A 22,528-nucleotide genomic window follows, 5' to 3' on the forward strand; every position below is an offset into this window, starting at 1 on the left:
AGATGTATTCAGTAGCTTTTACAAAAGATTAGGAAAATGGACAACGGTTGGTTCAATATTATAGTAAAAAAAAAGACTCCTATGTAAGCTAAGCTTTGGTGTAGTCCTCATATTTTCAATAACATTCTTCATCCGCGAGTCCCTAGACAGGCGCGCAAAGCCTTGGAGGAACTTTATGTTAGAACATCTGATGAATCTTGGGCAATCACTTAGAACTTGCAGGAAGAAGTATCGTCATGGCAAGGAATTCGGGTAGAAAATGGTCATGTCATTTCCATAAATTTTTATTATAATTGACTAAAAGGCGAACTACCGAAAAATTTTCAGAACCTACCATACTTAGATAGCCTAAATCTAGCTTTTAACGATTTAAATGGTACGCTTCCTTTTTTCCTTTTCAATACTTCGTGTTTAAGAATATTACGACTAGAAATGAATTCGTTTCAGGTACATTGCCCAAAGAGATTTCTATGGATTGCAAGCTAACGGAATTGAGCCTTTTTAATAATTAATTGGAAGGAGTTATTCCAGGTAAAATTGGGAATGCCAAGGCATTAAAAATACTAAACCTTTCCTGTAATTATTTTACCGGTTCCCTGCTCCAAGGTCTTTTCTGCCTTATGGAATTGGAACAGGTGTAGTTATTTGGAAATGGGCTTTTTGGCGAAATCAAACTTGAAATGGAAAATATGGTGCATTTGGAGGAATTGGTATTGTCCTATAATAGCTTTGAGGGAAACCTACCTGAAAGTATCACTAATTTGGAACACTTTGAATTGGTACAATTGCATAGGAACAATCTTATTTCATAAGGGCTTTTAGATCTCAAAATCCTAAGGTCTGGTTAGCTTTGACAGTTATGACTTGATTATGAATATTCAAATTAGGGATAAGATCGGGTTTAGCAAACCAAGAATGGCAGATACAAAATTTGATGACTCAAAAAATTAAAATCTACGAACTAAACTATTTAAAAGAGGTGCTTAAAGCACCTCTTTTTAGTTTTTACGTTAATCGTCTACACGTAAGTTTCATTTACTTCAGTTGCAGTTTTTCAAGTTTTATGAAATTTTTAACCTCCTGTAAAGAATATACGGGAACCGATTTTTTGTAGTTTCGCCGTTTAAAACCGTTTAATTTCATCCTAAATCACTGAATTTAATCTAGTTAACTTTTTATAGGGTTACTATTCATGTTTGGAGAATATTGAAGCGTACTTGAACCATAATCCAAAAAATTGGGTAAAGCTTAAGGTCATTTCACAAATCAATTTGGACGTTTCATGTACATAAAATAATTGTTTCACATAGACAGAAATATATTTGTAGTCGTTTTAAAAAATCAATTGTTAAAACCAAAACCAAAATGCGAAAAATCATCTTTACCGGACTAGGTATCGTATTAATAGTAGCTTCATTTTTTTTGGCGAAAGTCATTATAGACAATAAAAAGGTCTTTAAGCCACGCGCCCAAAAGGTAGTAAAGACCGTTTTTACTGAAGTAGTTGAAAACAAGACCATTCCCATCGTTATATCCGCTAACGGAAATCTTAGGGCAAAACAGCGGGTTGAATTGTATGCCGAAGTGCAGGGTGTCTTTAGAAGGGGCAGCAAATTGTTCAAGGAAGGTCAGGCCTATAACCAAGGTGAAACCATCATCAGTATTGATGCCGATGAATACACTGCAAGTGTACAATCCGCCAAGAGTAACCTTTACAATGAGCTAACATCCATTATGCCGGATTTACGCTTGGACTACCCGGATTTTTATCCAAAATGGCAGAAGTACCTAAACGGTTTCGACCTTTCCAAGAGTACACCAAAATTGCCCGAAATGACTTCAGAAAGTGAGCGTTTCTTTATCACGGGAAGAGGTATTCTTTCCAGTTACTACAATGTAAAGAACCTGGAGCAACGGCTATCAAAATATAGGATAGTCGCTCCTTTTACCGGAGTTTTGACAGAAGCTCTGGTAACGGAAGGTACATTGGTCAGATCCGGTCAGAAATTGGGCGAATTCATTAATCCCGGAGTGTACGAATTGGAAGTTTCGGTAAGCAAATCGTTCACTGATTTATTAAAGGTGGGCGAATCCGTGGAATTGACCAGTTTGGACGGCGAAGAAGTTTATACAGGTAAGGTTACCAGAATTAATGGAAGGGTTGATCAGGCTTCCCAGACAATTAAGGCCTACATAGAAGTGGACAACGACAAACTACGGGAAGGTATGTACCTAGAGGCGAATCTGGATGCCAAAAAGGAAGAAAATGCCATCGAAATAGATAGAAGCCTGCTTTTGGAAGGTAATAAAATATTCGTAGTTCGTGATTCCGTATTGGACCTTATTGATGTAAAGCCGGTCTATTTTTCTGAAAAAAGTGTTGTTTTGAAGGATGTTCCCAATGGAATGACAATTATGTCCAAGCCATTGATCGGTGCATATACGGGTATGGCCGTAAAGGTATACGAAGACCAACCAGATAACTCTAAAGGATAATGCGAAAGATCATTGAATACTTTATTAGATACCATGTCGCCGTAAACGTGGTAGTTATTTCCTTTGCCCTTTTTGGCATCGTGGGGTACAAGTCCCTGAAATCCTCTTTTTTTCCATTAACTGATTCCAAGAACATTTCCATTACCATTACCTACCCGGGTGCCTCGCCACAAGAGGTGGAGGAAGGTATCGTACTTAAAATAGAGGATAACCTAAAAGGTTTGGAAGGGGTGGATCGTGTCACTTCCACATCTAGGGAAAATAGTGGTACTATTAACATCGAAATAGAAAAAGGAAGGGATATCGATTTCATGCTGCTTGAGGTAAAAAATGCCGTGGACAGGGTACCTACCTTTCCAACCGGCATGGAGCCTTTGATAGTGTCCAAATTGGAAGCGGTTCGGCAAACGATTTCCTTCGCCATTAGTGGTGAGGATATTCCTTTGGCCACTTTGAAAAATGTGGGTAGGCAGATTGAGAACGATTTAAGGGCCATACCCGGAATTTCCCAGATAGAGATTTCTGGGTTTCCGCAGGAAGAAATTGAAATTGCTGTTAACGAAAATAACCTATTGGCCTATGGTATTTCATTTCAGGAAGTCGCTACTGCAGTAGGAAATGCCAATATTTTGGTAACCGGTGGTAATATAAAAACGGATGCGGAGGAGTACCTGATTCGCGCCAACAATCGGTCTTATTATGGCGATGAGCTTTCCAATCTGATCGTTCGTGCTGATGTATCCGGTAGTACCGTGCGTTTGAAGGATGTTGCGGAAATTCGCGATAGGTTCGCAGAAGACCCCAACGCCAGTTACTTTGACGGTAATCTGTCCGTAAACGTATCCATCACCAGTACCAATACGGAGGATTTGATACAATCTGCCACCGATGTTAAGGCCTATGTGGAGGAATTCAACCAAAAGTACTCCAATGTGGAATTGGATGTTGTTTCCGATCAATCCGAAACATTGGTGCAACGGACCGAATTACTCGCCGAAAACGCCATTATGGGAATGATTTTGGTTCTGATATTCCTATCACTCTTTTTAAATACCAGGTTAGCGTTTTGGGTAGCTTTTGGATTGCCCGTAGCCTTTCTTGGAATGTTCGTATTCGCCGGATTTTTTAACGTCACGATTAATGTGTTGTCCCTGTTTGGGATGATTATCGTGATCGGGATATTGGTAGACGATGGTATCGTTATCGCGGAGAATATTTACCAGCATTATGAAAAGGGGAAAACCCCAGTACAAGCAGCCGTAGATGGTACCATGGAAGTACTGCCCCCAATTATATCGGCCATCATTACCACCATTTTGGCCTTCTCTATCTTCTTGTTCCTCGATAGTAGGATTGGGGAGTTTTTTGGAGAGGTATCTGTCATCGTTATTCTAACCTTGGTAGTGTCCCTTATTGAGGCCTTGATTATACTACCAGCACACTTGGCACATTCAAAGGCACTTCAGCCCTTGGATGACAAGCCCAAGAAAGGAGCAGCCAGCGCTTTTGCCAAGCTACGGGTCATCAATGATTTCGGGGATAAGATTATGGTTTGGATGCGCGACAAGCTCTATGCGCCATCGCTAAGATTTGCCATGCGTTACAAAATACTTACATTCAGCTTTTTTGCCATGGCTCTGGTGCTCACTTTTGGGTCTCTTGGAGGTGGTATCATACGCACAGCTTTTTTTCCTAGGATTGCCAGTGACAGGGTTAGTATTGAATTGCAGATGCCCAATGGTACCAACGAAAAAATTACCGATTCCATCATAAGCCTCATTGAGGAAAAGGCTGAAATTGTCAATAAGCAACTTACGGAGGAATTTTTGCCCAATTCGGATAAGATGATGTTTGAAAACATGATCCGTAGACTGGGACCTGGTTCCTCAACGGCGCAATTGACCATCAACTTATTACCCGGTGAGGAACGCCCCGATGCCGTTGTGGCCGATGTCGTAACGAGAAGAATAGAGGAACTGGTAGGGCCAGTGATTGGCGTGGAAAGCCTCATTTATGGTTCCGGGGGAAATTTTGGCGGTTCGCCCGTTTCCGTATCCCTATTGGGGAACAATATTGAGGAGCTCAAGGCGGCCAAGAACGAGCTTAAAGGTATTTTGCAGAACAATACCCGTTTAAAGGATATTTCGGACAACGACCCTGCGGGTATCAAGGAAATTAGATTGCAGTTAAAGGAAAATGCCTATTTGTTGGGGCTGGACCTGAGAACGGTCATGAATCAGGTACGAGCCGGATTCTTCGGCGTACAGGCTCAGCGTTTTCAAAGGTCACAGGACGAGATTAGGGTCTGGGTCAGATATGATAGGGAAGACAGGTCGTCCATTACAAATTTGGACGAGATGCGCATCGTTACGCCTTCCGGTGATCGGGTGCCCTTGAAGGAAATAGCGGAATATTCCATTGAACGTGGTGATGTCGCCATCAATAGGTTGGAAGGCCGCAGGGAGATTCAGGTTTCTGCAGATATGAAGGATATTAAGGATAGCCCAACGGAAATTATGGCAGAAATCCAAAATGTGATTATGCCCGATATTCAGTCCAGATATCCTACCGTTACCGCTTCCTACGAAGGTCAGAACAGGGAATTGGGCAAACTCACTGGTTCTCTAAAGGTCGTGGGACTATCCGTCCTATTGCTCATCTATATAACCATTGCATTCACGTTTAGAAGCTTTAGTCAGCCTTTGATGCTATTATTGTTGGTACCGTTTAGCTTTACGGCGGTAGCTTGGGGACACTGGATACATGATTTCCCCTTGAACGTACTTTCCATTTTGGGTATCATCGCCTTGATAGGAATTATGGTGAACGATGGTCTGGTGCTTATCGGTAAGTTCAATAATAACCTTAGAGAAGGTATGACCTTTGATGCAGCCATATATGAAGCAGGTAAATCAAGGTTTAGGGCAATTTTCTTGACCTCTGTAACGACCATTGCAGGACTTGCTCCCCTTATGTTGGAGACAAGCAGACAGGCACAGTTTCTAAAGCCTATGGCCATATCCATTGCATATGGTATTGGCATCGCCACGGTTTTGACCCTATTGATGTTACCATTGTTTCTATCCTTTGGGAATAAATTGAAATCAAAGAACAAAATGTTGGCGAGCGGTCATAAGATTACCAAGGAAGAGGTAGAAAGAGCTATTTTGGAAAAAAGGGAGTCCGAACATCTGGAAGGACAAAAGAACCATGGCCTAAACGGTAATCTAATCGAGGAAAAACCACACCATAAAGAATTAGAAGAAACCATATAATGACAAGATTTAGATTAACAACGTTCCTTTTACTTTTTTCTTTATTAGTCGTTGCGCAGGAAGACCTTCTTTCCAAGGAAGAAGCAATAGCCAAGGCACTGGAAAATAATTTTGGGATAGAAATAGCCAAAAATCAAATATATATTGCAGAAAATAACGCAAGTGTTCTCAATTCTGGATATTTACCAACATTGACCGGAACAGCAGGGGCTAATTATGCCAGTAATAATAATACCCAAGAATTTCCAGGAAGGTTTGATAGTATAGGAAACCCTCAAGCAGATGTTAATTTGACAGGTCTCGAAAGCCAGCGATATAATGCGGGTTTGAATATTAACTATACTCTATTTGATGGTTTAGGAAGGTTTTACAATTATAAAAGGCTAAAGGAGCAATATGAGTTATCAGAATTACAGGCTCGCGAAACCATAGAAAATACGATGCTTCAAATGTTTAGCGTCTATTTTGAAATTGCTCGTTTGACTGAAAACAGGAATGTTCAGCTTCAAGCCTTGGAAATTTCCAAACAGCGAATCACCAGAGCGGAGTATTCCTTTGAATTCGGACAAAATACCAAATTGGACATTCTAAATGCCCAAGTTGATGTGACCAATGATAGTATAAATCTTTTAAATACTGAGCAACAATTAGCTAACGCCAAAAGAGACTTGAATGTTCTTTTGAATCAGGATTTAAGCTATAATTATGTGGTTGATACATTGGTGACTTTTGTCCCTAGAATTAGTTTGGTGGAATATATGGATCAATCGATATCCAATAATGTGGCTATACTACAAACCGAGCGTAACCTTAAAATTAATGAATACGATATAAAAGTAAACAAGTCAGGTTATCTTCCTACGATTGGGTTAACAGGTTCCTATGGTTGGAATAGAAGTCAAAACCCAGATCAGGTCTTTTTCACAGGTCAGGTATTTCCTGGAACGAACAATACTCAAATTAGCTTCGGATTAGGAGCAAGTTTGACATGGAATTTATTTGATGGTGGAGGAACTGCTGTGCGCGTGAAAAATGCCAAAATAGCCTATGAGAACCAAGAGCTCCTTAGAAAACAGATTGAATTGGAAGTGAATAGGGATATGCAGAACGCTATGGCCATTTATGAAAACAGACTAAGGATTTTTAGAATTCAGGAGCAGAATGTAGTGACGAACCAAAATAATTTTGAGAGATCTAGGGAACAATTCCAATTAGGTAGGATTACTTCTATTGAATTTAGGCAGGCTCAAATAAATTTATTAAACGCCCAGACCAATAAAAATTTGGCTAAATATGACGCCAAATTGGCGGAATTGCAATTACTCCAACTCACGGGGCAGTTACTGAATGTTGAAATATAAACGGCACAGTTCAAATCATAAAGTAAAGTACCATGTACAAGGATAAAACGGACAAAGAACTTTTGGAGGTGTTGGAACAATATTCCCAATTAACATTCGAGTCCCAACTAAGTTTAAAGGACGAAATCAGTACGAGAGGTCTTATTGCAGATACCTCGGAACTCGATGCCGCTATAGAAGACAAGATTTCCCGAATTAAAAATTTTGAATTTTTGAAGGATTTTGGTTTTAAGGCCGAAACAACCGACAATAAATTTTTGGTAACCAGGACCCAAACCGCGACCTTGACCGATGTCTTTGCGGTCATTTTGGGGCTCATTATTTTCTTCTTGGGCGTCAACGGTGTCGTGAACCTCGTAATGACCTTTGTGAATGGCGATGAAATAGACGTTTTTACCCTGGCCGTCAAGTTTGCCATGGCGGGACTCGTTTTTGTTGGCATCAAATTCTTTAGTGGCCTAAAAAGATTGTTCGACTACAGTGGCTTTGAACTGGCGCGCACGGATGGCGATATTACCTTAAAAAAGCGGTTTGATATTAAACTTGAGGAAATCAGGGCCAAAGCTTCAGACCTATTCTTGGATAGGGAGGAGGATGAATTGGAGCTTAAATTGGGGAATCAGGTTATTTTCAGTTCCAATGCGGAAAGTCTGGTGCAACGGATGACCTTGGAGGAATTGACCAAAAGACTTAAAGGGAATTAATCGTACCAAGTTCTGTACGAACACTTTTTTCAATGTCCCTATTGTTGGGAAAAGGTTTCCATGCTTATGGATCCTTCCGTATCTAAACAGACCTATATTGAGGATTGTGAGGTATGTTGTAACCCCATTGAAGTGACCCCGGAATTTCAGGGCGATGCATTGGTGGGTTTTGAAGCCAGGGAAATCGGACAATAACTAATCCATTTCTTGAATCTTACCCCCGAAGACTTTATCCTTTTTCACATTTTTCGGTTTTCCATAGATGTAAATGGATCCACCGGCCTTCACTTTGGCATTTACTTCCTCCGTGGCTTTGACATCGGCCCTACCGCCTGCCATCACGGTTACTTCGGTCATCTCCGTATTCAAATCCTTGCAATAGGCCTTTCCGCCCGTATTTACGGAAACCTCCTGTTTTTTACTGCTTCCCGTTAGGGTTATTTCACTTCCGGATACGGAACGTACATAGACCTCCTCCAAATCTACCTTTAGGTCAATGATTCCACCTTCCTGCCCTTTTATTTCGACTTTGGAACCCTTGAAGGTTTCTTCAGAAATAATTTTTGCATTTTCATTTGCATCCAACAAGGTCAAGTCTTCTGTATAGTACAAGGTGCCCTTGGCCTCATCGCCGTCCATGAAATTGCCAAACTCCATCTTGATTTTTAGAAGTCCGTTTTTATTGGATATTTCCACTTCGTCACGGTCGTCTCCCGTGATTACTAGTTTGTTCTCATTGCTTTTTACCAAGGAAACTACAATTCGGTCGTAGATCTTCAGTTCCGTAAACTTTTCAAGGGTCTTGGTATTGGTCTTTTGGGCGAATGTTAACGAGCCAATACATAAAAGGATGGCGAACGCATATAATTGTTTCATTTCTAAGGTGTTCATAAGGTCATTTTTCAAAGGGTAATTTAAGATTATTTACCCAAAAATGGTAACGGTGATTTTTCAATGTAAAATTGCTATTCAAAGCTCTTTTTGTAAGAAGATGGGGATACGCCTTTTACGGCCTTGAATTGTCTATTGAAGTTGGACTGATTTTGAAAACCACAGGCTTCGGAGATTTCGCCAATTGACAGGTTGGTGGAAAGCACCAATTGCTGGCACGCATGGGACACCCTATATTCGATTAAAAAATCCATAAAACTTTTGTTGGTATGTTTTTTAAAGAACCTACAAAAGGAATTTTTTGTCATATGGCTTATAGAAGCTACTTCTTCCAAAGGTATGGGCCTATGAAAATTTTGGATCACCAAATCAAAGATGCGCTGCAACCGTTCCCCTTCGTCCAAACTTCGCACCTTCGTTGTGGCCGATAGCGAGAGCGTTTGGCTAGGAAGGCCACATAATTTGCTCAGTAGATGCAACAAGCCTAGGAATCGGTCGAATCTATTTTTAGGTTCCATCCCCTTAATAAATTGACCGAGTTCCTTTTGCTCCTCCAACACCCTAAACCCATGTTGTGCCTTGTCAAAAAACATCCGTATATCCTGTAGTTCCAATAAACGGAAGAAATTATCGCCAAAGGAATCCTTGGTAAAGAACAAGGTGTACATTTTGGAAGGGGTCTTACTAATATCCTCACTTTTAAACAGGTGGGGAATGGCACTTCCTATTACAAAAAGGTCGTTGGAGCTGTATGGATGGATTCCGTCCATAAAGACCAGTTTTCCGGTACCCCGCTCAATATAACTTATCTGTATTTCTTCATGTTGATGGAGTTTATCATAGAACCGGATTTCCTCATCAACCTGGAAGACCAAATTCTCCGAGGGCGATTTTGGGATTACAAAGGGCAGTACTTTCATTTTATGAAAGTAGTCCAAATTATCCACATTATACTATTCGTTATTAAATTTAGGGGTAATATAATACTGAAATTGGATAAGATGCAATTAGGGCGTTGTACCCGGTCTATGTAATTTTAAGGAAACAAAATTATTGAGTTATGGCATTTTCATGGAGTGGGGTAATGCCCGCGGTTACTACAAAATTTACAAAGGATGGAGCATTGGACCTGGATATGTTCCAGGTGAACATCGAGGCCCAATTGGCTGCCGGTGTAAACGGTATCATATTAGGTGGCACCCTGGGCGAGGCGAGTACCTTGACCGGACCGGAAAAGGAGACCTTGTTAAAAAGGACGATTGGGATTGTGGCTGGAAAAGTACCGGTGATTCTCAACATTGCGGAACAGACCACCCAAGGAGCTATAGATGCCGTGAAAGCGGCTGAAAAGAACGGCGCATCGGGCCTTATGATGCTGCCCCCCATGCGTTACAAGGCCAATGATTTTGAGACGGTGACCTATTTTCAAGAGGTGGCACGTAGCACGGATTTGCCCATCATGATTTATAACAACCCCATTGATTATGGTATCATGGTGACCCTGGATATGTTCGACACCTTGTTGGAGGAAAAAAACATCACCGCCGTAAAGGAAAGTACGCGTGATATTTCCAATGTTACCCGTATAAAGTATCGGTTTGGAGAACGACTCAAAATTCTGACCGGGGTGGATACCCTTGGGCTTGAAAGTCTCTTAATGGGTGCCGAAGGCTGGGTAGCCGGACTGGTTTGTGCTTTCCCCGCGGAAACGGTCGCCATTTACAAATTGGCAAAAGCCGGAAGGATTAAGGAGGCCCTCGAAATCTACCGATGGTTCCTGCCCTTACTGGAATTGGACATCAATCCACAGTTGGTACAGAATATTAAGTTGGCCGAAGTTGCCACGGGAATAGGCACAGAGAACGTTAGGGCGCCCCGACTACCCTTACAGGGTGCGGAGCGGGAAAGAGTGCTGAAAATTATCGAGATCGGGATGGCAAACAGGCCCCAATTGCCGGACTATTTGCACTTGGAAGAAGCAATGGTTTAAATATAGGGGTTATGGCAATACAATCTGTTAGGCGAATCTTAATCTTGGTTTTTTGCATCGTATTGTATGCAAGTCCGATGTATGCCCAAAAGGAAGCCTTGGAAAAAATCATCGGGGAGGTGGAGGCGTTTGAACTGTATGACCGAACCGAATTTCCCTTAGGCCGATACTTGCCCGAAGTTTTTAAAAAGGATGCCGATTTTGCATCGGAACAACTGGCAAAACTGGAATCGATAGAAACGGACAATCTTTCCGAAACCGAAATGATTTCCCTGGAACTGCTGAAATTTAGTCTCCAAAATAGGGTAGACGAGTACAAACACGGACTTTATTTAAACCCCATTCAAGCCGACCAAGGTTTTCATCTCAGTCTCAATTATCGTATTCGGCCAATACGGGATTATGAAAGTGCCAGGCATTATTTGAACGCGCTTAATGATATGCCACGCTTTGCGGAGGAGCATTTTCAGGTATTGCGAATGGCCCTAGAAAAAAAGGTTTCCCAGCCCAAGGTGATTTTTGAGGGTTATGAATCCACCTACAACCAACATATCACTAAAAACACTTCGGACAATGCATTTTACGGCCCCTTTAAGGACCTCCCATCATCGCTGACAACAGTACAAAAGGATTCCATATTGAATGCCGCCAAAGTGGCCATTGAGGCATCGGTCGTACCAACCTTCAAAAAAATAAAGGACTTTTTTGAATCGGAATACTTGCCCAATACTCGGAACACGTTTGGTATTTCCGATACGCCCGGGGGAGCGGAACTCTATCAGAACAGGGTAAACTATTACACCACGACCGATACCTATACCGCTGAGGACGTGCATCAAATCGGTCTAAAAGAAGTAGCTCGGATTCGTTCCGAAATGGAGGAAATCATAAAGGCCGTCGGTTTCAAGGGAAGTTTTGCCGATTTTCTGGAGTTTCTCCGAACCGACCCACAGTTTTACGTGACCGATGGCGAGGACTTATTAAAGGAGGCCCGAAACATCGCAAAGCAAATCGACGCAAAATTACCCGCCTATTTTTCCACCTTGCCCAGAAAACCTTACGGGGTCAAAAAAGTACCCGATGCCCTGGCACCCAAATATACGGGCGGTAGGTATTCCGGCTCTCGCAGTCCCACGGAACCGGGGTATTATTTGGTGAACACCTATAAGTTGGACAGTAGGCCTTTGTACGTTTTGCCGTCCTTGACCCTTCACGAAGCGGTTCCCGGACATCATTTGCAGGGGAGCCTCAATCAGGAAATGTCCGATAGTATTCCCCAATTTAGAAGAAACATGTATCTCTCCGCCTTTGGGGAAGGATGGGCCCTGTACACGGAGTTTTTGGGTGATGAAATGGGTATGTACAAGACACCGTACGAAAAATTCGGGAAGCTCACCTATGAAATGTGGCGCGCAACCCGTTTGGTCGTGGATACGGGCATTCATGCCAAAGGATGGACAAAGCAACAGGTCCTGGACTTTATGAAGAACAACACGGCACTCTCCTTACATGAAATCAATACAGAAACCGACCGATATATCGCTTGGCCCGGGCAGGCCCTATCTTACAAAATGGGCGAACTGAAGATACGGGAATTGCGAACCAAAGCGGAAGAAGAGCTTGGTCCCGACTTTAACATCCGGGAGTTTCACGAGGTAATTTTAGGTCAGGGTACGGTGACCTTGCCCATTTTGGAAAGAAGGGTAAACGATTATATCAAAAGTAAAAAATCCTAGGAGCGAACCATAAATTTGAACGAACTTCGAGGGTACAAATTCCAGCATATCCAACAAAATAGAAATTGAGTGAAAGAGCATGTTTTTAAATGTATTGACGGCCATACCTGTGGGAACCCCGTTAGGCTGGTCGTTGAAGGTGCACCTACTTTGGTGGGGGCGAATATGAGCGAAAAGCGACTCCATTTTATGAAGGAGTATGACTGGATCAGAAAGGGACTGATGTACGAACCCAGGGGACATGATATGATGAGCGGTGCCTTTTTATATCCGCCTTCCAATCCTGATAATGATTTTGGCATCGTCTTTATAGAAACAAGTGGTTGCCTTCCCATGTGCGGGCATGGCAGCATCGGCGTGATAACCATGGCCATTGAAGAGGGCGTTGTGGTTCCCAAAGAGCCCGGTAAGATTAGCATGGAAGCCCCGGCAGGTTTGGTGGAGGTGACCTACCAACAGAACGGAAATAAAGTGGAGTGGGTAAAATTGGTCAACGTAGGTTCTTACTTGGCGGCATCGGATTTGACAGTTTCTTCCAGTTACTTGGGAGAACTTGTTTTTGATGTGGCCTATGGCGGAAATTTCTACGCGATTTTTGACCCACAGAAGAACTTTTCTGGATTGCAGGATTATTCGGCCTCCCAATTGATAGAAATGGCCCGGGAGCTCAGACAGAATATCAACTTGAAATATCCTGGAAAATTTGTGCATCCAGAGAATCCGTCCATCAAGGATGTGAGCCATGTGCTATGGACGGGCACCACCATTTCACCCGATGCCACGGCCAGAAACGCCGTGTTCTACGGCGATAAGGCGATTGACCGCTCCCCTTGTGGTACCGGTACCTCGGCGCGCATGGCCCAGTGGTATGCCAAAGGAAAACTGGAGCTTGGAGCGGAGTTTGTGCATGAAAGTATCATCGGTTCAAAATTCATCGGCATGGCTGAAAAGGAATGTAAAATTGGTAATTTTACGGGCATCGTACCAAGCATAAAAGGGTGGGCGAGACAGTATGGTTATAATGAAATTACCATTGATGAAGCGGACCCCTATGCTTTTGGATTCCAAGTAATATAATATGGCGGAGAAGAAAAAGACATTGATTATCGGTGCTGGTGTAATGGGGCTTTGTTCGGCCTATTACCTGCACAAAAAAGGGCATCAGGTCACGGTTTTGGAACAGTCCATGGGCGGCCTAGGGGCCTCCTTTGTAAATGCCGGATACCTTACGCCAAGTCATATTGTTCCCATGGCGGCACCCGGGGTGATTACCAAAGGATTGTCCATGATGTTGGATCCTAAAAGCCCGTTCTATATCAAGCCGCGCTGGGATATCGATTTCTTTAAATGGGCCTGGGCCTTTCATAAATCTTCCACAAAAGAAAAAGTAGACAGGGCCGCGCCCATCATCAAGGACATCAATCTTTTGAGTTCCAAGTTGTACGATGAAATAAAGGAATCCGGGGATTTGGGGGACTTCCATCTGGAGAAAAAGGGGCTACTCATGATCTATCAGACCGATGCCTATGGGGATGCCGAGAAAAAAGTGGCGGCAACCGCCAAAGGCTTTGGGTTGGAGGTTACCCACTTGGAAACCGATGCCTTAAGGAAGTTGCATGGGGACACGGAAGTCATAGGAAAGGGAGCCCTGCATTATTTTTGCGATTCCCACACCACGCCCACGGTTTTCATGGCCAAAATGAAGGACTATCTTTTACAAAACGGTGTTCAAATAAACTATGGGGAAGCAGTAACCAAGTTTGATTACACAAACGGTAAAATCCATACCGTTCAATCCGACAAGCAATCCTATCAACCCGATAACGTGGTGTTGGCTTCGGGGTCCTGGAGCAATGATTTGGTAAAACAACTGGGCCTAACCCTACAGGTACAGGCGGGAAAAGGGTATTGCATCGATGTGCATCGGCCTACGGGAATAAAATTGCCGGCGATTTTAATGGAAGCCAAAGTGGCGATTACGCCTATGGACGGATTTACCCGTTTTGCCGGGACCATGGAGTTTTCGGGTGTAAACTACGACATTAATTTGGATAGGGTAGAGGCCATTGCGGAAGCTGTAAGGAAATTTTATCCTTCTATTGAAATAACCAAAGCCGAAATCAACAGTGCCAAATGTGGTCTGCGTCCCGTCTCGCCCGACGGATTGCCCTACATAGGCAAGATGAAGGCCTTCGATAACTTTTTCATCACTACAGGCCATGCCATGATGGGGTGGAGTTTGGGCCCGGCCACGGGAAAACTGATTTCGGAAGTTATGGAAGGCGAGGGGACCTCCATGGATATAAAGCCTTTTGATCCGGAAAGGAAGTTTGGATAGGCTTACAAATTTAAAGCCGATTGTAGTACCAAACGTTCATACTCTCCATTGCGTCCCTAACAAAAGCATTGTTGGTAAGGGTGCCGGCAAACTTAAAACCATGTTTGCTATATGTAATGTTCAACCCGTACGAAGTGGCTCTTGCCAACGCGTAAATGGTGGTGCAATTCTCGACGTTCATAAGTTTTTTGATTTCCTGCACCAGGTAATAGGAAAGGTTTTGGCCCCTATAGTCAGGATGCGTTGCAAAATCTACAATCTCCAAATTTGCCTCTGTGGTATGTACCCTCAAAATCGCGCACACCAAAAGTTCACCCTTAACGAACAGCCCATGAAATTGATGGTCCATTTCCTCCAATGCCTCAAAATCATGTACTTTTTTTATATGCTTCGGATGGTATTTATAGGCCTTTTCATGTAAGGTTGCCAAGTCGGAAAAGTCCGCTGTCCCAAGTTTTCGTATGGCATAGCCTTCGGGGATACCCATTTGCGGATTTTCATTGGGCTTGTTGGCGGCCATCGCTATTCTCTTTACGGTTTCAATGGTCTTCAACTGTTTTTTATCACATTGGAGCCTGTTCTTGTTCAAATAGTCCGCCAAAAAATAGCCTGTGGTCTTTCCATTGTACAATCCGGGTATTTTTGCTTCTATAGTAAAACCGTTTGATTTAAAATGCGTGATGGCATTTTCAGGGACGCGGCTTAAGATTTTATCATACTTCCGCTGTTTTGCCAATTCCGTCATTTTTGGCAAAATCGCATCGATTTTTGCGGAATTTATTTCCGATAAATAAATCCGATTATGGATTTCCCCATGATAAATGGTCGCGCCCTCAATATTCTCTATTGTTTCAAACATTTGTAGGATTTAATTATGTTTTTGAACTTGAACTTTGAACTTGAACTTTGAACTTGAACTTGAACCTGAACTTGAACTTGAACTTTGAACTTGAATTTTTTCTTATTCCCTTATTTGACCGTCGCCAAAAACGTAATATTTATTGGTGACCAATTGTTCCAATCCCAAAGGTCCCCTGTGGTGCAGCTTGTCCGTACTGATGGCAAGTTCCGCCCCTACGCCCATCTGACCGCCATCCGTAAATCTTGTGGAAGCATTTTGATAGACCGCCGCGCAATCCACCTCCTCCATAAATCGCATGGCACTTCCTTTATCATTGGTCATGATGGTGGCGGAATGCCCTCCGGAATGTTCGTTGATTTTGGATACTGCTTCGGTTAAGGAATCCACGGCTGCCAAGCAGCATTTCATGGCCAAAAATTCTTCTTTCCACATGGATTCGTCCGTAATAGGTTTGGCAGATGTCAAGGTCTTGCCTACCGTTTTGTCCACCCACGTTTCAACACCTTTGTAGCTCAATAGATTGTACAGCTCCGTCAGTTTTTGTTCGTAGTTATCGATTTTCTGGTTAACCAATATTTTGTCCAAGGCATTACACGCCGAAATTTTATCGGTCTTCGCGTTCATGATTACCTTGATGCTTTTTTCCCAGTCGGCAGTAGCGTCCACATACAGGAAATTGTTTCCTCGTCCGCTGACAAGGACGGCGCAGTTGGCATGCTCCTTCACAAAATTGATCAACCTTTCGCCACCTCGTGGTACGATGAGGTCCAATTTTTCCGTAGGGTTTTTTAAGAATTCCTGGGTTTCCTGTCTATTCAAGGTCATCAATTGAATATAATCCTTTGGAAGGCCGTTTTCCTCCAGGGCCTGGTGCCATAATTGGGTCAGTATAGTATTACTGTGCAAAGCCTCCTTTCCACCTTTCAAGAGTATTTTATTACTTGCCTTGAACGCTAGCACGGCTGCTTCAATGGTTACATCTGGTCTGGATTCATAAATAATCATAATGGTACCAAAAGGGGCCGTTTTATTGGTGATCTCCAAACCGTTGTCCAGAACCTTTGTGGAAATCGGTTTGTTGACTGGATCTTCCTGACTTTGTACCTCACGAATCGACTGGATCATACCGTCAATTTTGGTGTTGGTAACAATAAGTCGATCAAACATGGCTTGGTCCTCTTTCTGAAAGAGACTCAGGTCTTTTTTATTTGCTTCGATGATGCTTTCCCTATTTTGGTCCAACAGTCGCATCATGCTGTCCAAAACGTTGTTTATTTTATCTGTAGTCAAAAGTTTCATTTTATTAATTCTTCTTCTAAGGTTACTCTGGTACCTACATTTTTACCATCGATGATGTCTATGATCGTGTCGTTCTTTTTTCCGTTTGCAATGTAGGTGGGTATGCCCTTGGCAGCCGCCTGCTGCGCGTAATCCAGTTTGGAACCCATACCGCCACGGCCTTCCTCTTCCCGTTTGTTATTGTCCTTTATATACTTGTCCAGATTTTCTTCCGGTTTTACGTGTTCCACAAGATTACTGTTCTGGGCGTTTGGATCTCCAGTATAGAGACCGTCTATATCGGTAAGTATGATTAACTTGTCCGCATTCAACAATTGGGCAATAAGGCTTGCAAGTTCATCATTGTCTGAGAACATGCTCATGGTCACAGATACCGCGTCATCTTCGTTTGCGATAGGAATCACCCCTTCTGAAAGTAGACCTTCACAGCAATTGATCATATTTTGCCTGTGTACGCCTGGGCTAAAATCCCTTTTTGTGGGCAATACCTGGGCACATTTCATTCCATAATCGTGAAATATATTATAATACAAACGCATCATCCTGGGCTGCCCTATGGCAGAATACACCTGCCGTCTTTGAGTCCTGTCCTCAATATTGGATTTTCCCAGAACCTCTTTTCCGGCAATTACTGATCCGGAGGAAACAAGTACCGTAATGATATCCCTCTCATACAATGTCGCTATTTGCTCAACCAAGTTTCTCAGAACCGGTCGCACAATTCTATTGTCCTTGTTGGTCATAACATTGGTACCAACTTTTACCACTATTAACTCTTTATACATACGATTTTTCTTTTCCAAGTTCCACGGCACGGTCAAATGCAGCGAATGCCGCTTCTTTTATCAATTCACCTACGTTGTTGTTCTCCATACTGTCCAAGGCGGCCCGGGTAGTTCCTCCCTTGCTGGCTACCTTGTCCATCCAAGAATTTGGGGATAGGTCGTTTTGATTGAATAGTTCAATGGCACCCGTAAAGGTTTGGCTTACCAAAACTTTGGATACATTTTTTGAAAATCCCATTTTCAATGCTGCCTCCATCATGCTTTGCATAAAATAAAACACATAGGCAGGTCCGCTACCTGATATTCCTGTTGAGGCATCGATGAAATTTTCGTCGCTTACCAAAATGGATCTTCCAGTAGTATCCAAAAGGCTTTCAATCGTTAAAAGTTCTATTTTGGATACTTCTTCTGATGCTACAAAGGAGGTAAGGCCCTTCCCTATTTTGGCTGGTAGGTTGGGCATGGCACGTACCACTTTTTTTAATCCTGTTAAGTCTTTAATCGTTTTGATGGTTACCCCGGCCATTATTGAGATGACTATTTGGCCCTCGTTTACCAAAGGTTCCATTTTCATCATGAGACCGTCTGCATGATACGGCTTTACGGCAATAAAAATTATATCTGCCTGCGGCACACAAGCTGACAATTCCTTAAAAATGTCGAATTTGGCTTCTTTCCGTAATTCTTCCAGTTTTTCCTCGGAGGTGTCCAATACCATGATGTTTCTCCTTTTCAAAAGTTTGGATTTGGACATGCCTTCTGCATAGGTAAGTCCCATGTTTCCAGCTCCAATGACTAAAATTTTCATAAGATAGTTTGTTGTTTATAAAATTGTTAATTGGATATTCCGGTTAAACAAATAGCATTCTTTCTACATTGCTATTTTTCTTTGTAAAAAAGGTATGGGTATACTTGTGAACGGTTTTAAAAGGCATCCCTAAAAAATACTTTTTTATACAGGTTACCTTTGAATTCAACCTACCCAATCTGGTCCTATATACTTCTTTCACATTACTTTCTCTTTTTATGTAAATAATCTTCATTATAATTGTATTCTTTGATATAAGTTCAGATATAACATAAGATTCTGCACGGTCTATACAAATTGACCATGTTAAGCTTTTGTTATATTGATTTTCAGGTACTTAATATGTAATTATTACCCGCTGGAGTTATTAGGTTGTCAATTATTTTGAGGTAAACAAACAAATATGACAATTGACAAAAATGTGTTATTGGTCTTCGTTCTCCAATAAATATTGTTGCTTATATTCAGCTTTTTGTAGAGCTTCTCTCCTTTCGGTAGATTGTTTGGTATAATATTGATTTTCTTTAATTTTATCCAATACTTTGGTTCTTCTGTATTTTCTCTTATACCGTTTTAGGGCTCTCTCAATGGATTCTCCTTCTTTTACTTCAATCTTTAGCATATTCTTTTTTATAAATAGGTTCTTAATACTTTATTTCTGGACTTATTTCTGAGTGCACGCAATCCTTTTTCACGTACCTGTCGTACCCGCTCGCGGGTGATATCAAACAAATCGCCAATTTCCGAAAGACTCATAGGCGGTTCCTTTCCAATACCATAGAATAGCCTAATAACGTCTCTTTGTCTATCCGGTATGCTATTTAACGCATCTTTCAAATCCGTTTGGAGGGATTCCTCCATCATTTTCTCATCCGGTTTATTCGCATCCTTGGATGATAGTACATTGTAAAGGTTAGATGATTCTTCTTCCTTAAAGGGGGCATCCAAGGATAATGACCGACCTGAATTTTTGATGGAGCTTTCCACTTTACGTACGCTCATATCCAGTTCCGAAGCAATTTCGGAGGAGTTTGGTGGGCGTTCCAATTTTTGCTCCAAGGAGGAATATACCTTATAGATTTTGGTATTTGTCGCGATTTTATTCTGGGGCAGCCTTATGGATTTCCCATTTTTGGAAAGTGCCTGTAAGATGGACTGTCTGATCCACCATACTGCATAGGAAATGAATTTGAAGCCTCTGGTCTCGTCAAATCTTTTGGTCGCTTTGACCAGACCTAGATTTCCTTCATTTATTAAATCCGTTAGACTTAGGCCCCTATTTTGATATTGCTTTGCGGCGGAGACGACAAATCTAAGGTTGGCGTTTACTAATTTTTCCAAAGCTTCTTGATCCCCTTGCTTTATTCGCTGGGCCAATTCCACCTCCTCGTCCGCCGTAATCAAATCGATCTTGTTGATCTCCTGAAAGTATTTTTCAAGCGACTTGGTGTCTCGGTTGGTGATTTGCTTTGTGATTTTTAGTTGACGCATAAAAGTGTTTTAGATTATGACTTCTTTATAACCTACACCTTTTATCAAAAAATCCAAATAAATGGTGAAAAACCTTTGAAATTGACCCAAATCAGTCAATAATTAAATGATAATGGCACGTTTTAAATGAAAAAGACCAGAAATTTTGAATTCTGATCTTTTTTTGTTTATAGGGAAGCGTTTTGGCTTCTTTTAAAAATAGCTTACATTATTCAAACATTGTGGCGTCCAGATTGAAAAAGCGAACGGCGTTATTAAATAGGATATCTCGCTTTTGTTCTTCAGAAAGATAGTTTGCGTTTTCGATAACCCCAATGGAAGTTTCCAGCAGACCGGGCCATATCATAAGGTCCGTACCGTATAAAATCCTTTTGGCAAAACCTGCCTGTACCAATCTTTTTAAATAGGCATGAATTTCCTCAAGCGGATAGCTCCAAATGAAGCCGGCCAGATCTACATAGACGTAGGCGTTGGCACCCATCAAAGCGATCATCTGGTCTGCCATTGGATAACCCGCATGCATGACCCAAATTTTTAACTTTGGATGCCTTGCCAGCATATCCTCCAATAAAAAGGGTTGGCCGAGAGAAGCCCTGTATTTAGGCGAAGTGATATTGGCCATGCCGTTACCTCCAGTTCCCATATGGATGCCTACGGGAATACCGAGTTCTTCGGCAACACCAAAATATTCATCCAAGGACATATCGCTTGGGGACATTCCCTGATATTGTGGAGCTACCTCGCCCATAACCTTATAAAAACCATTGGAGAGCGAATCCCTGAAGGCTTCCACCGACATTTGTTCGGCATTGCTTATTCCCAAGGACGGAATAATTCTGTCCGGTGCGGCACTGTGCCATCTATGGATGATATCGGCATCGCCACTTACTACCATGGTAATATTCAATTCTTTGTTCGCCCTAAGAATGGCTTCTTGCATTTCGGCATCGGTTTTAGCAGGTTTTAGTGGAGCCACACATCCAGTACTTATGAACGATGGTCCATCTTGGTTGGGGCCACTCCCCGGCATACTCTTGAGAAACCATGGACACATTTCAGAGGCGAAATTGGGATTTGCCTTCATGGCATGGACATGGACATCAATAATGGGCAATCTTTTTTTTGTCTCTTGTGCATTTAGAACTGCTGTGTAGCATACAAGAACAAAACATAGGACAAGTAAATTAGGATTGTAATTTTTATATATTGTATTCATACTTTTGGTGTAAAGGTTATAAGGTTCAATTATTTGAATAGCATCGGGGCAAACTCTGAAAGGTATATTCTCCAGTTGGTCCAAGTATGTCCTCCGGTACTTTCCCTATAGATATAGTCAAAGTCATGCTTGTCCAATTCGTCGCGCATGGTGACCACGCTTTGGTATAGGAAATCATCTTTTCCACAGGCGATCCAATATAATTTTGGGTTTGCTTCTTTTAGTGCCAAGATTTGCTCGGCACGTTTGGAGTGGTCCACTTCGATGCCAAATCGGCTTAAATCCGCAAAACCCATGCTCATCACGCCGATATAATTGAAAAGGTCCGGATTGGCGAAGGAAGTATTCATGGTCTGCAAACCGCCCATACTAAGACCCGTAAGCGCCCTATTTTCTTTATCTGCCTTGACCTTGAAATTAGCTTCGATATAAGGAATGACATCGTTTACCAAACTTTTTTCGAACAGCATGCTGGCCATGCCCCTTCCGGAAACATCCACATTGGGCAATTTGGGGGTGATGGTCTGTGCCGATGCCTGTGACGGGTTTCCATTGGTCATGACTACGATCATGGGTTCCGCTTTTCCACTGTTGATAAGGTTGTCCAAAATTACTGGGGCCACACCAAGGGTAGGCCACGCTTCCTCGTCACCCCCGCCACCGTGCAATAAATACAGCACGGGATACTTTTCATTGGAACTGATATATCCGGGCGGTGTGTAGACGAACATACGTCGTGTAAGTTCAAGGGTAGGGGAATCGTACCAAATTTGGTGAACACTTCCCTTGGGCCCTGTTTTTGCCCAATAAAGATCCGATGCTTCCCCGGGCACATACAACACGCTCTCGGTTCTAAAAATACCGTCCCTGGCCACTTTAAGGTTGGATGGGTCTATAGTGGTAACCCCGTCTACGTTAAAGGTATACGTGTAGAGTTCAGGTTCCAGAGGGCCCAATTTCACAGACCATACACCATTTGTGTCCTTGGTAAGTTGTGCGGTTTGTCGTGTCATGCCTTGTTCCCCATTGGGTACCATGGGCATCCAATTCCCTGATAAGCTAACACTTTCGGCTTGTGGCGCCTTAATTCTAAACATAATGGAGCGATCTTCATTTAGCTCCGGGGATACCAATCGTTCGGTTTGTCCTACTTCTTGCGAACGAATCAGGGAAGGGACCGTCATCAAGATTCCCATGAAAAAATACATGTATCTTCTAAGGGATTTTACCTCGGATGCAACCTTGGGTTTTTGATTTTCATTTTTCATTTTTAAAG

20 protein-coding genes are annotated in these 22,528 nt (G+C 42.4%); 10 read left to right on the forward strand and 10 right to left on the reverse strand.

What is annotated here, in order from left to right:
- The first annotated feature begins 680 nt into the window (after positions 1-680).
- The 6 genes from FEK29_RS18155 to FEK29_RS04225 all read left to right on the forward strand — a co-directional run bounded on the left by FEK29_RS18155 (position 681) and on the right by FEK29_RS04225 (position 8,031).
- On the forward strand, positions 681-812 hold the full coding sequence (locus FEK29_RS18155; RefSeq protein ID WP_262710125.1) for a hypothetical protein: 132 nt from the start codon (positions 681-683) through the stop codon (positions 810-812).
- A gap of 553 nt (positions 813-1,365) precedes the next feature.
- Positions 1,366-2,496, forward strand: a complete 1,131-nt coding sequence (locus tag FEK29_RS04205) for an efflux RND transporter periplasmic adaptor subunit (RefSeq protein WP_138257122.1) — start codon at positions 1,366-1,368, stop codon at positions 2,494-2,496.
- Complete coding sequence (locus FEK29_RS04210) at positions 2,496-5,771, forward strand: efflux RND transporter permease subunit (protein WP_138257123.1); 3,276 nt, start codon at positions 2,496-2,498, stop codon at positions 5,769-5,771. Before FEK29_RS04205 ends, FEK29_RS04210 begins: the two co-directional genes overlap by 1 nt.
- A complete protein-coding gene (locus FEK29_RS04215) occupies positions 5,771-7,132 on the forward strand; it encodes a TolC family protein (protein WP_138257124.1) in 1,362 nt (453 codons plus the stop codon). Before FEK29_RS04210 ends, FEK29_RS04215 begins: the two co-directional genes overlap by 1 nt.
- Positions 7,133-7,164: 32 nt before the next feature.
- On the forward strand, positions 7,165-7,836 hold the full coding sequence (locus FEK29_RS04220; protein ID WP_138257125.1) for a hypothetical protein: 672 nt from the start codon (positions 7,165-7,167) through the stop codon (positions 7,834-7,836).
- A 12-nt stretch (positions 7,837-7,848) separates the two neighbouring features.
- A complete protein-coding gene (locus FEK29_RS04225) occupies positions 7,849-8,031 on the forward strand; it encodes a CPXCG motif-containing cysteine-rich protein (protein ID WP_138257126.1) in 183 nt (60 codons plus the stop codon).
- Here the strand turns inward: FEK29_RS04225 and FEK29_RS04230 are convergent, their stop codons facing one another.
- Together FEK29_RS04230 and FEK29_RS04235 are read right to left on the reverse strand one after the other, a co-directional pair.
- Positions 8,032-8,727 carry a head GIN domain-containing protein gene (locus tag FEK29_RS04230; protein ID WP_138257127.1) on the reverse strand — a complete coding sequence of 232 codons (696 nt, stop codon included), beginning with the start codon at positions 8,725-8,727 and terminating at the stop codon, positions 8,032-8,034.
- A gap of 74 nt (positions 8,728-8,801) precedes the next feature.
- Positions 8,802-9,647, reverse strand: coding sequence for an AraC family transcriptional regulator (locus tag FEK29_RS04235; protein ID WP_138257128.1), 846 nt, complete (start codon positions 9,645-9,647; stop codon positions 8,802-8,804).
- A gap of 140 nt (positions 9,648-9,787) precedes the next feature.
- Here FEK29_RS04235 and FEK29_RS04240 point away from each other — a divergent pair, with 140 nt between their 5' ends.
- The 4 genes from FEK29_RS04240 to FEK29_RS04255 all read left to right on the forward strand — a co-directional run bounded on the left by FEK29_RS04240 (position 9,788) and on the right by FEK29_RS04255 (position 14,791).
- Positions 9,788-10,717, forward strand: a complete 930-nt coding sequence (locus FEK29_RS04240; protein WP_138257129.1) for a dihydrodipicolinate synthase family protein — start codon at positions 9,788-9,790, stop codon at positions 10,715-10,717.
- Positions 10,718-10,728: 11 nt separating this feature from the next.
- Positions 10,729-12,453, forward strand: coding sequence for a DUF885 domain-containing protein (locus FEK29_RS04245; RefSeq protein ID WP_138257130.1), 1,725 nt, complete (start codon positions 10,729-10,731; stop codon positions 12,451-12,453).
- A gap of 69 nt (positions 12,454-12,522) precedes the next feature.
- Complete coding sequence (locus FEK29_RS04250; RefSeq protein ID WP_138257131.1) at positions 12,523-13,530, forward strand: 4-hydroxyproline epimerase; 1,008 nt, start codon at positions 12,523-12,525, stop codon at positions 13,528-13,530.
- Position 13,531: 1 nt separating this feature from the next.
- The gene (locus FEK29_RS04255) at positions 13,532-14,791 is read left to right on the forward strand and encodes an NAD(P)/FAD-dependent oxidoreductase (RefSeq protein WP_138257132.1); all 1,260 of its coding nucleotides are present in this window, start codon (positions 13,532-13,534) and stop codon (positions 14,789-14,791) included.
- Between the two features lie 10 nt (positions 14,792-14,801).
- Here the strand turns inward: FEK29_RS04255 and ablB are convergent, their stop codons facing one another.
- The 8 genes from ablB to FEK29_RS04300 all read right to left on the reverse strand — a co-directional run bounded on the left by ablB (position 14,802) and on the right by FEK29_RS04300 (position 22,520).
- Positions 14,802-15,650: a putative beta-lysine N-acetyltransferase gene (gene ablB / locus FEK29_RS04260; RefSeq protein WP_138257133.1), complete on the reverse strand. Its 849-nt coding sequence runs from the start codon at positions 15,648-15,650 to the stop codon at positions 14,802-14,804.
- 102 nt (positions 15,651-15,752) lie between these two features.
- Positions 15,753-16,952, reverse strand: coding sequence for a glutamate-5-semialdehyde dehydrogenase (locus tag FEK29_RS04265; protein WP_138257134.1), 1,200 nt, complete (start codon positions 16,950-16,952; stop codon positions 15,753-15,755).
- Entirely contained in the window at positions 16,949-17,737 is a 789-nt protein-coding gene (gene proB / locus FEK29_RS04270; RefSeq protein ID WP_138257135.1) for a glutamate 5-kinase, read from the reverse strand. The genes FEK29_RS04265 and proB overlap by 4 nt, the downstream gene beginning before the upstream one ends.
- Complete coding sequence (gene proC / locus FEK29_RS04275) at positions 17,730-18,545, reverse strand: pyrroline-5-carboxylate reductase (protein WP_138257136.1); 816 nt, start codon at positions 18,543-18,545, stop codon at positions 17,730-17,732. The genes proB and proC overlap by 8 nt, the downstream gene beginning before the upstream one ends.
- Positions 18,546-18,969: 424 nt before the next feature.
- Positions 18,970-19,167 carry a 30S ribosomal protein S21 gene (gene rpsU / locus FEK29_RS04285; protein WP_138257138.1) on the reverse strand — a complete coding sequence of 66 codons (198 nt, stop codon included), beginning with the start codon at positions 19,165-19,167 and terminating at the stop codon, positions 18,970-18,972.
- An 8-nt stretch (positions 19,168-19,175) separates the two neighbouring features.
- Positions 19,176-20,036 (reverse strand): sigma-70 family RNA polymerase sigma factor, encoded by an 861-nt coding sequence (locus tag FEK29_RS04290; RefSeq protein ID WP_138257139.1) that lies wholly within the window; start codon positions 20,034-20,036, stop codon positions 19,176-19,178.
- Positions 20,037-20,244: 208 nt separating this feature from the next.
- Entirely contained in the window at positions 20,245-21,252 is a 1,008-nt protein-coding gene (locus FEK29_RS04295; protein WP_138257140.1) for an amidohydrolase family protein, read from the reverse strand.
- A 29-nt stretch (positions 21,253-21,281) separates the two neighbouring features.
- On the reverse strand, positions 21,282-22,520 hold the full coding sequence (locus FEK29_RS04300) for an esterase (RefSeq protein WP_162850206.1): 1,239 nt from the start codon (positions 22,518-22,520) through the stop codon (positions 21,282-21,284).
- Positions 22,521-22,528 lie beyond the last annotated feature (8 nt).

The organism is Maribacter aurantiacus (assembly GCF_005780245.1).
In the GTDB taxonomy this organism is placed as follows: Bacteria; Bacteroidota; Bacteroidia; order Flavobacteriales; family Flavobacteriaceae; genus Maribacter; species Maribacter flavus.

What these genes read in the sequence shown, in the direction of transcription:
- FEK29_RS18155 (WP_262710125.1), top strand. Translation starts at nt 681, where the DNA reads ATGGAAAATATGGTGCATTTGGAGGAATTGGTATTGTCCTATAATAGC.
- FEK29_RS04205 (WP_138257122.1), top strand. Translation starts at nt 1,366, where the DNA reads ATGCGAAAAATCATCTTTACCGGACTAGGTATCGTATTAATAGTAGCT.
- FEK29_RS04210 (WP_138257123.1), top strand. Translation starts at nt 2,496, where the DNA reads ATGCGAAAGATCATTGAATACTTTATTAGATACCATGTCGCCGTAAAC.
- FEK29_RS04215 (WP_138257124.1), top strand. Translation starts at nt 5,771, where the DNA reads ATGACAAGATTTAGATTAACAACGTTCCTTTTACTTTTTTCTTTATTA.
- FEK29_RS04220 (WP_138257125.1), top strand. Translation starts at nt 7,165, where the DNA reads ATGTACAAGGATAAAACGGACAAAGAACTTTTGGAGGTGTTGGAACAA.
- FEK29_RS04230 (WP_138257127.1), bottom strand. Translation starts at nt 8,727, where the DNA reads ATGAACACCTTAGAAATGAAACAATTATATGCGTTCGCCATCCTTTTA.
- FEK29_RS04235 (WP_138257128.1), bottom strand. Translation starts at nt 9,647, where the DNA reads ATGAAAGTACTGCCCTTTGTAATCCCAAAATCGCCCTCGGAGAATTTG.
- FEK29_RS04240 (WP_138257129.1), top strand. Translation starts at nt 9,788, where the DNA reads ATGGCATTTTCATGGAGTGGGGTAATGCCCGCGGTTACTACAAAATTT.
- FEK29_RS04245 (WP_138257130.1), top strand. Translation starts at nt 10,729, where the DNA reads ATGGCAATACAATCTGTTAGGCGAATCTTAATCTTGGTTTTTTGCATC.
- FEK29_RS04255 (WP_138257132.1), top strand. Translation starts at nt 13,532, where the DNA reads ATGGCGGAGAAGAAAAAGACATTGATTATCGGTGCTGGTGTAATGGGG.
- ablB (WP_138257133.1), bottom strand. Translation starts at nt 15,650, where the DNA reads ATGTTTGAAACAATAGAGAATATTGAGGGCGCGACCATTTATCATGGG.
- FEK29_RS04265 (WP_138257134.1), bottom strand. Translation starts at nt 16,952, where the DNA reads ATGAAACTTTTGACTACAGATAAAATAAACAACGTTTTGGACAGCATG.
- proB (WP_138257135.1), bottom strand. Translation starts at nt 17,737, where the DNA reads ATGTATAAAGAGTTAATAGTGGTAAAAGTTGGTACCAATGTTATGACC.
- proC (WP_138257136.1), bottom strand. Translation starts at nt 18,545, where the DNA reads ATGAAAATTTTAGTCATTGGAGCTGGAAACATGGGACTTACCTATGCA.
- rpsU (WP_138257138.1), bottom strand. Translation starts at nt 19,167, where the DNA reads ATGCTAAAGATTGAAGTAAAAGAAGGAGAATCCATTGAGAGAGCCCTA.
- FEK29_RS04290 (WP_138257139.1), bottom strand. Translation starts at nt 20,036, where the DNA reads ATGCGTCAACTAAAAATCACAAAGCAAATCACCAACCGAGACACCAAG.
- FEK29_RS04295 (WP_138257140.1), bottom strand. Translation starts at nt 21,252, where the DNA reads ATGAATACAATATATAAAAATTACAATCCTAATTTACTTGTCCTATGT.
- FEK29_RS04300 (WP_162850206.1), bottom strand. Translation starts at nt 22,520, where the DNA reads ATGAAAAATGAAAATCAAAAACCCAAGGTTGCATCCGAGGTAAAATCC.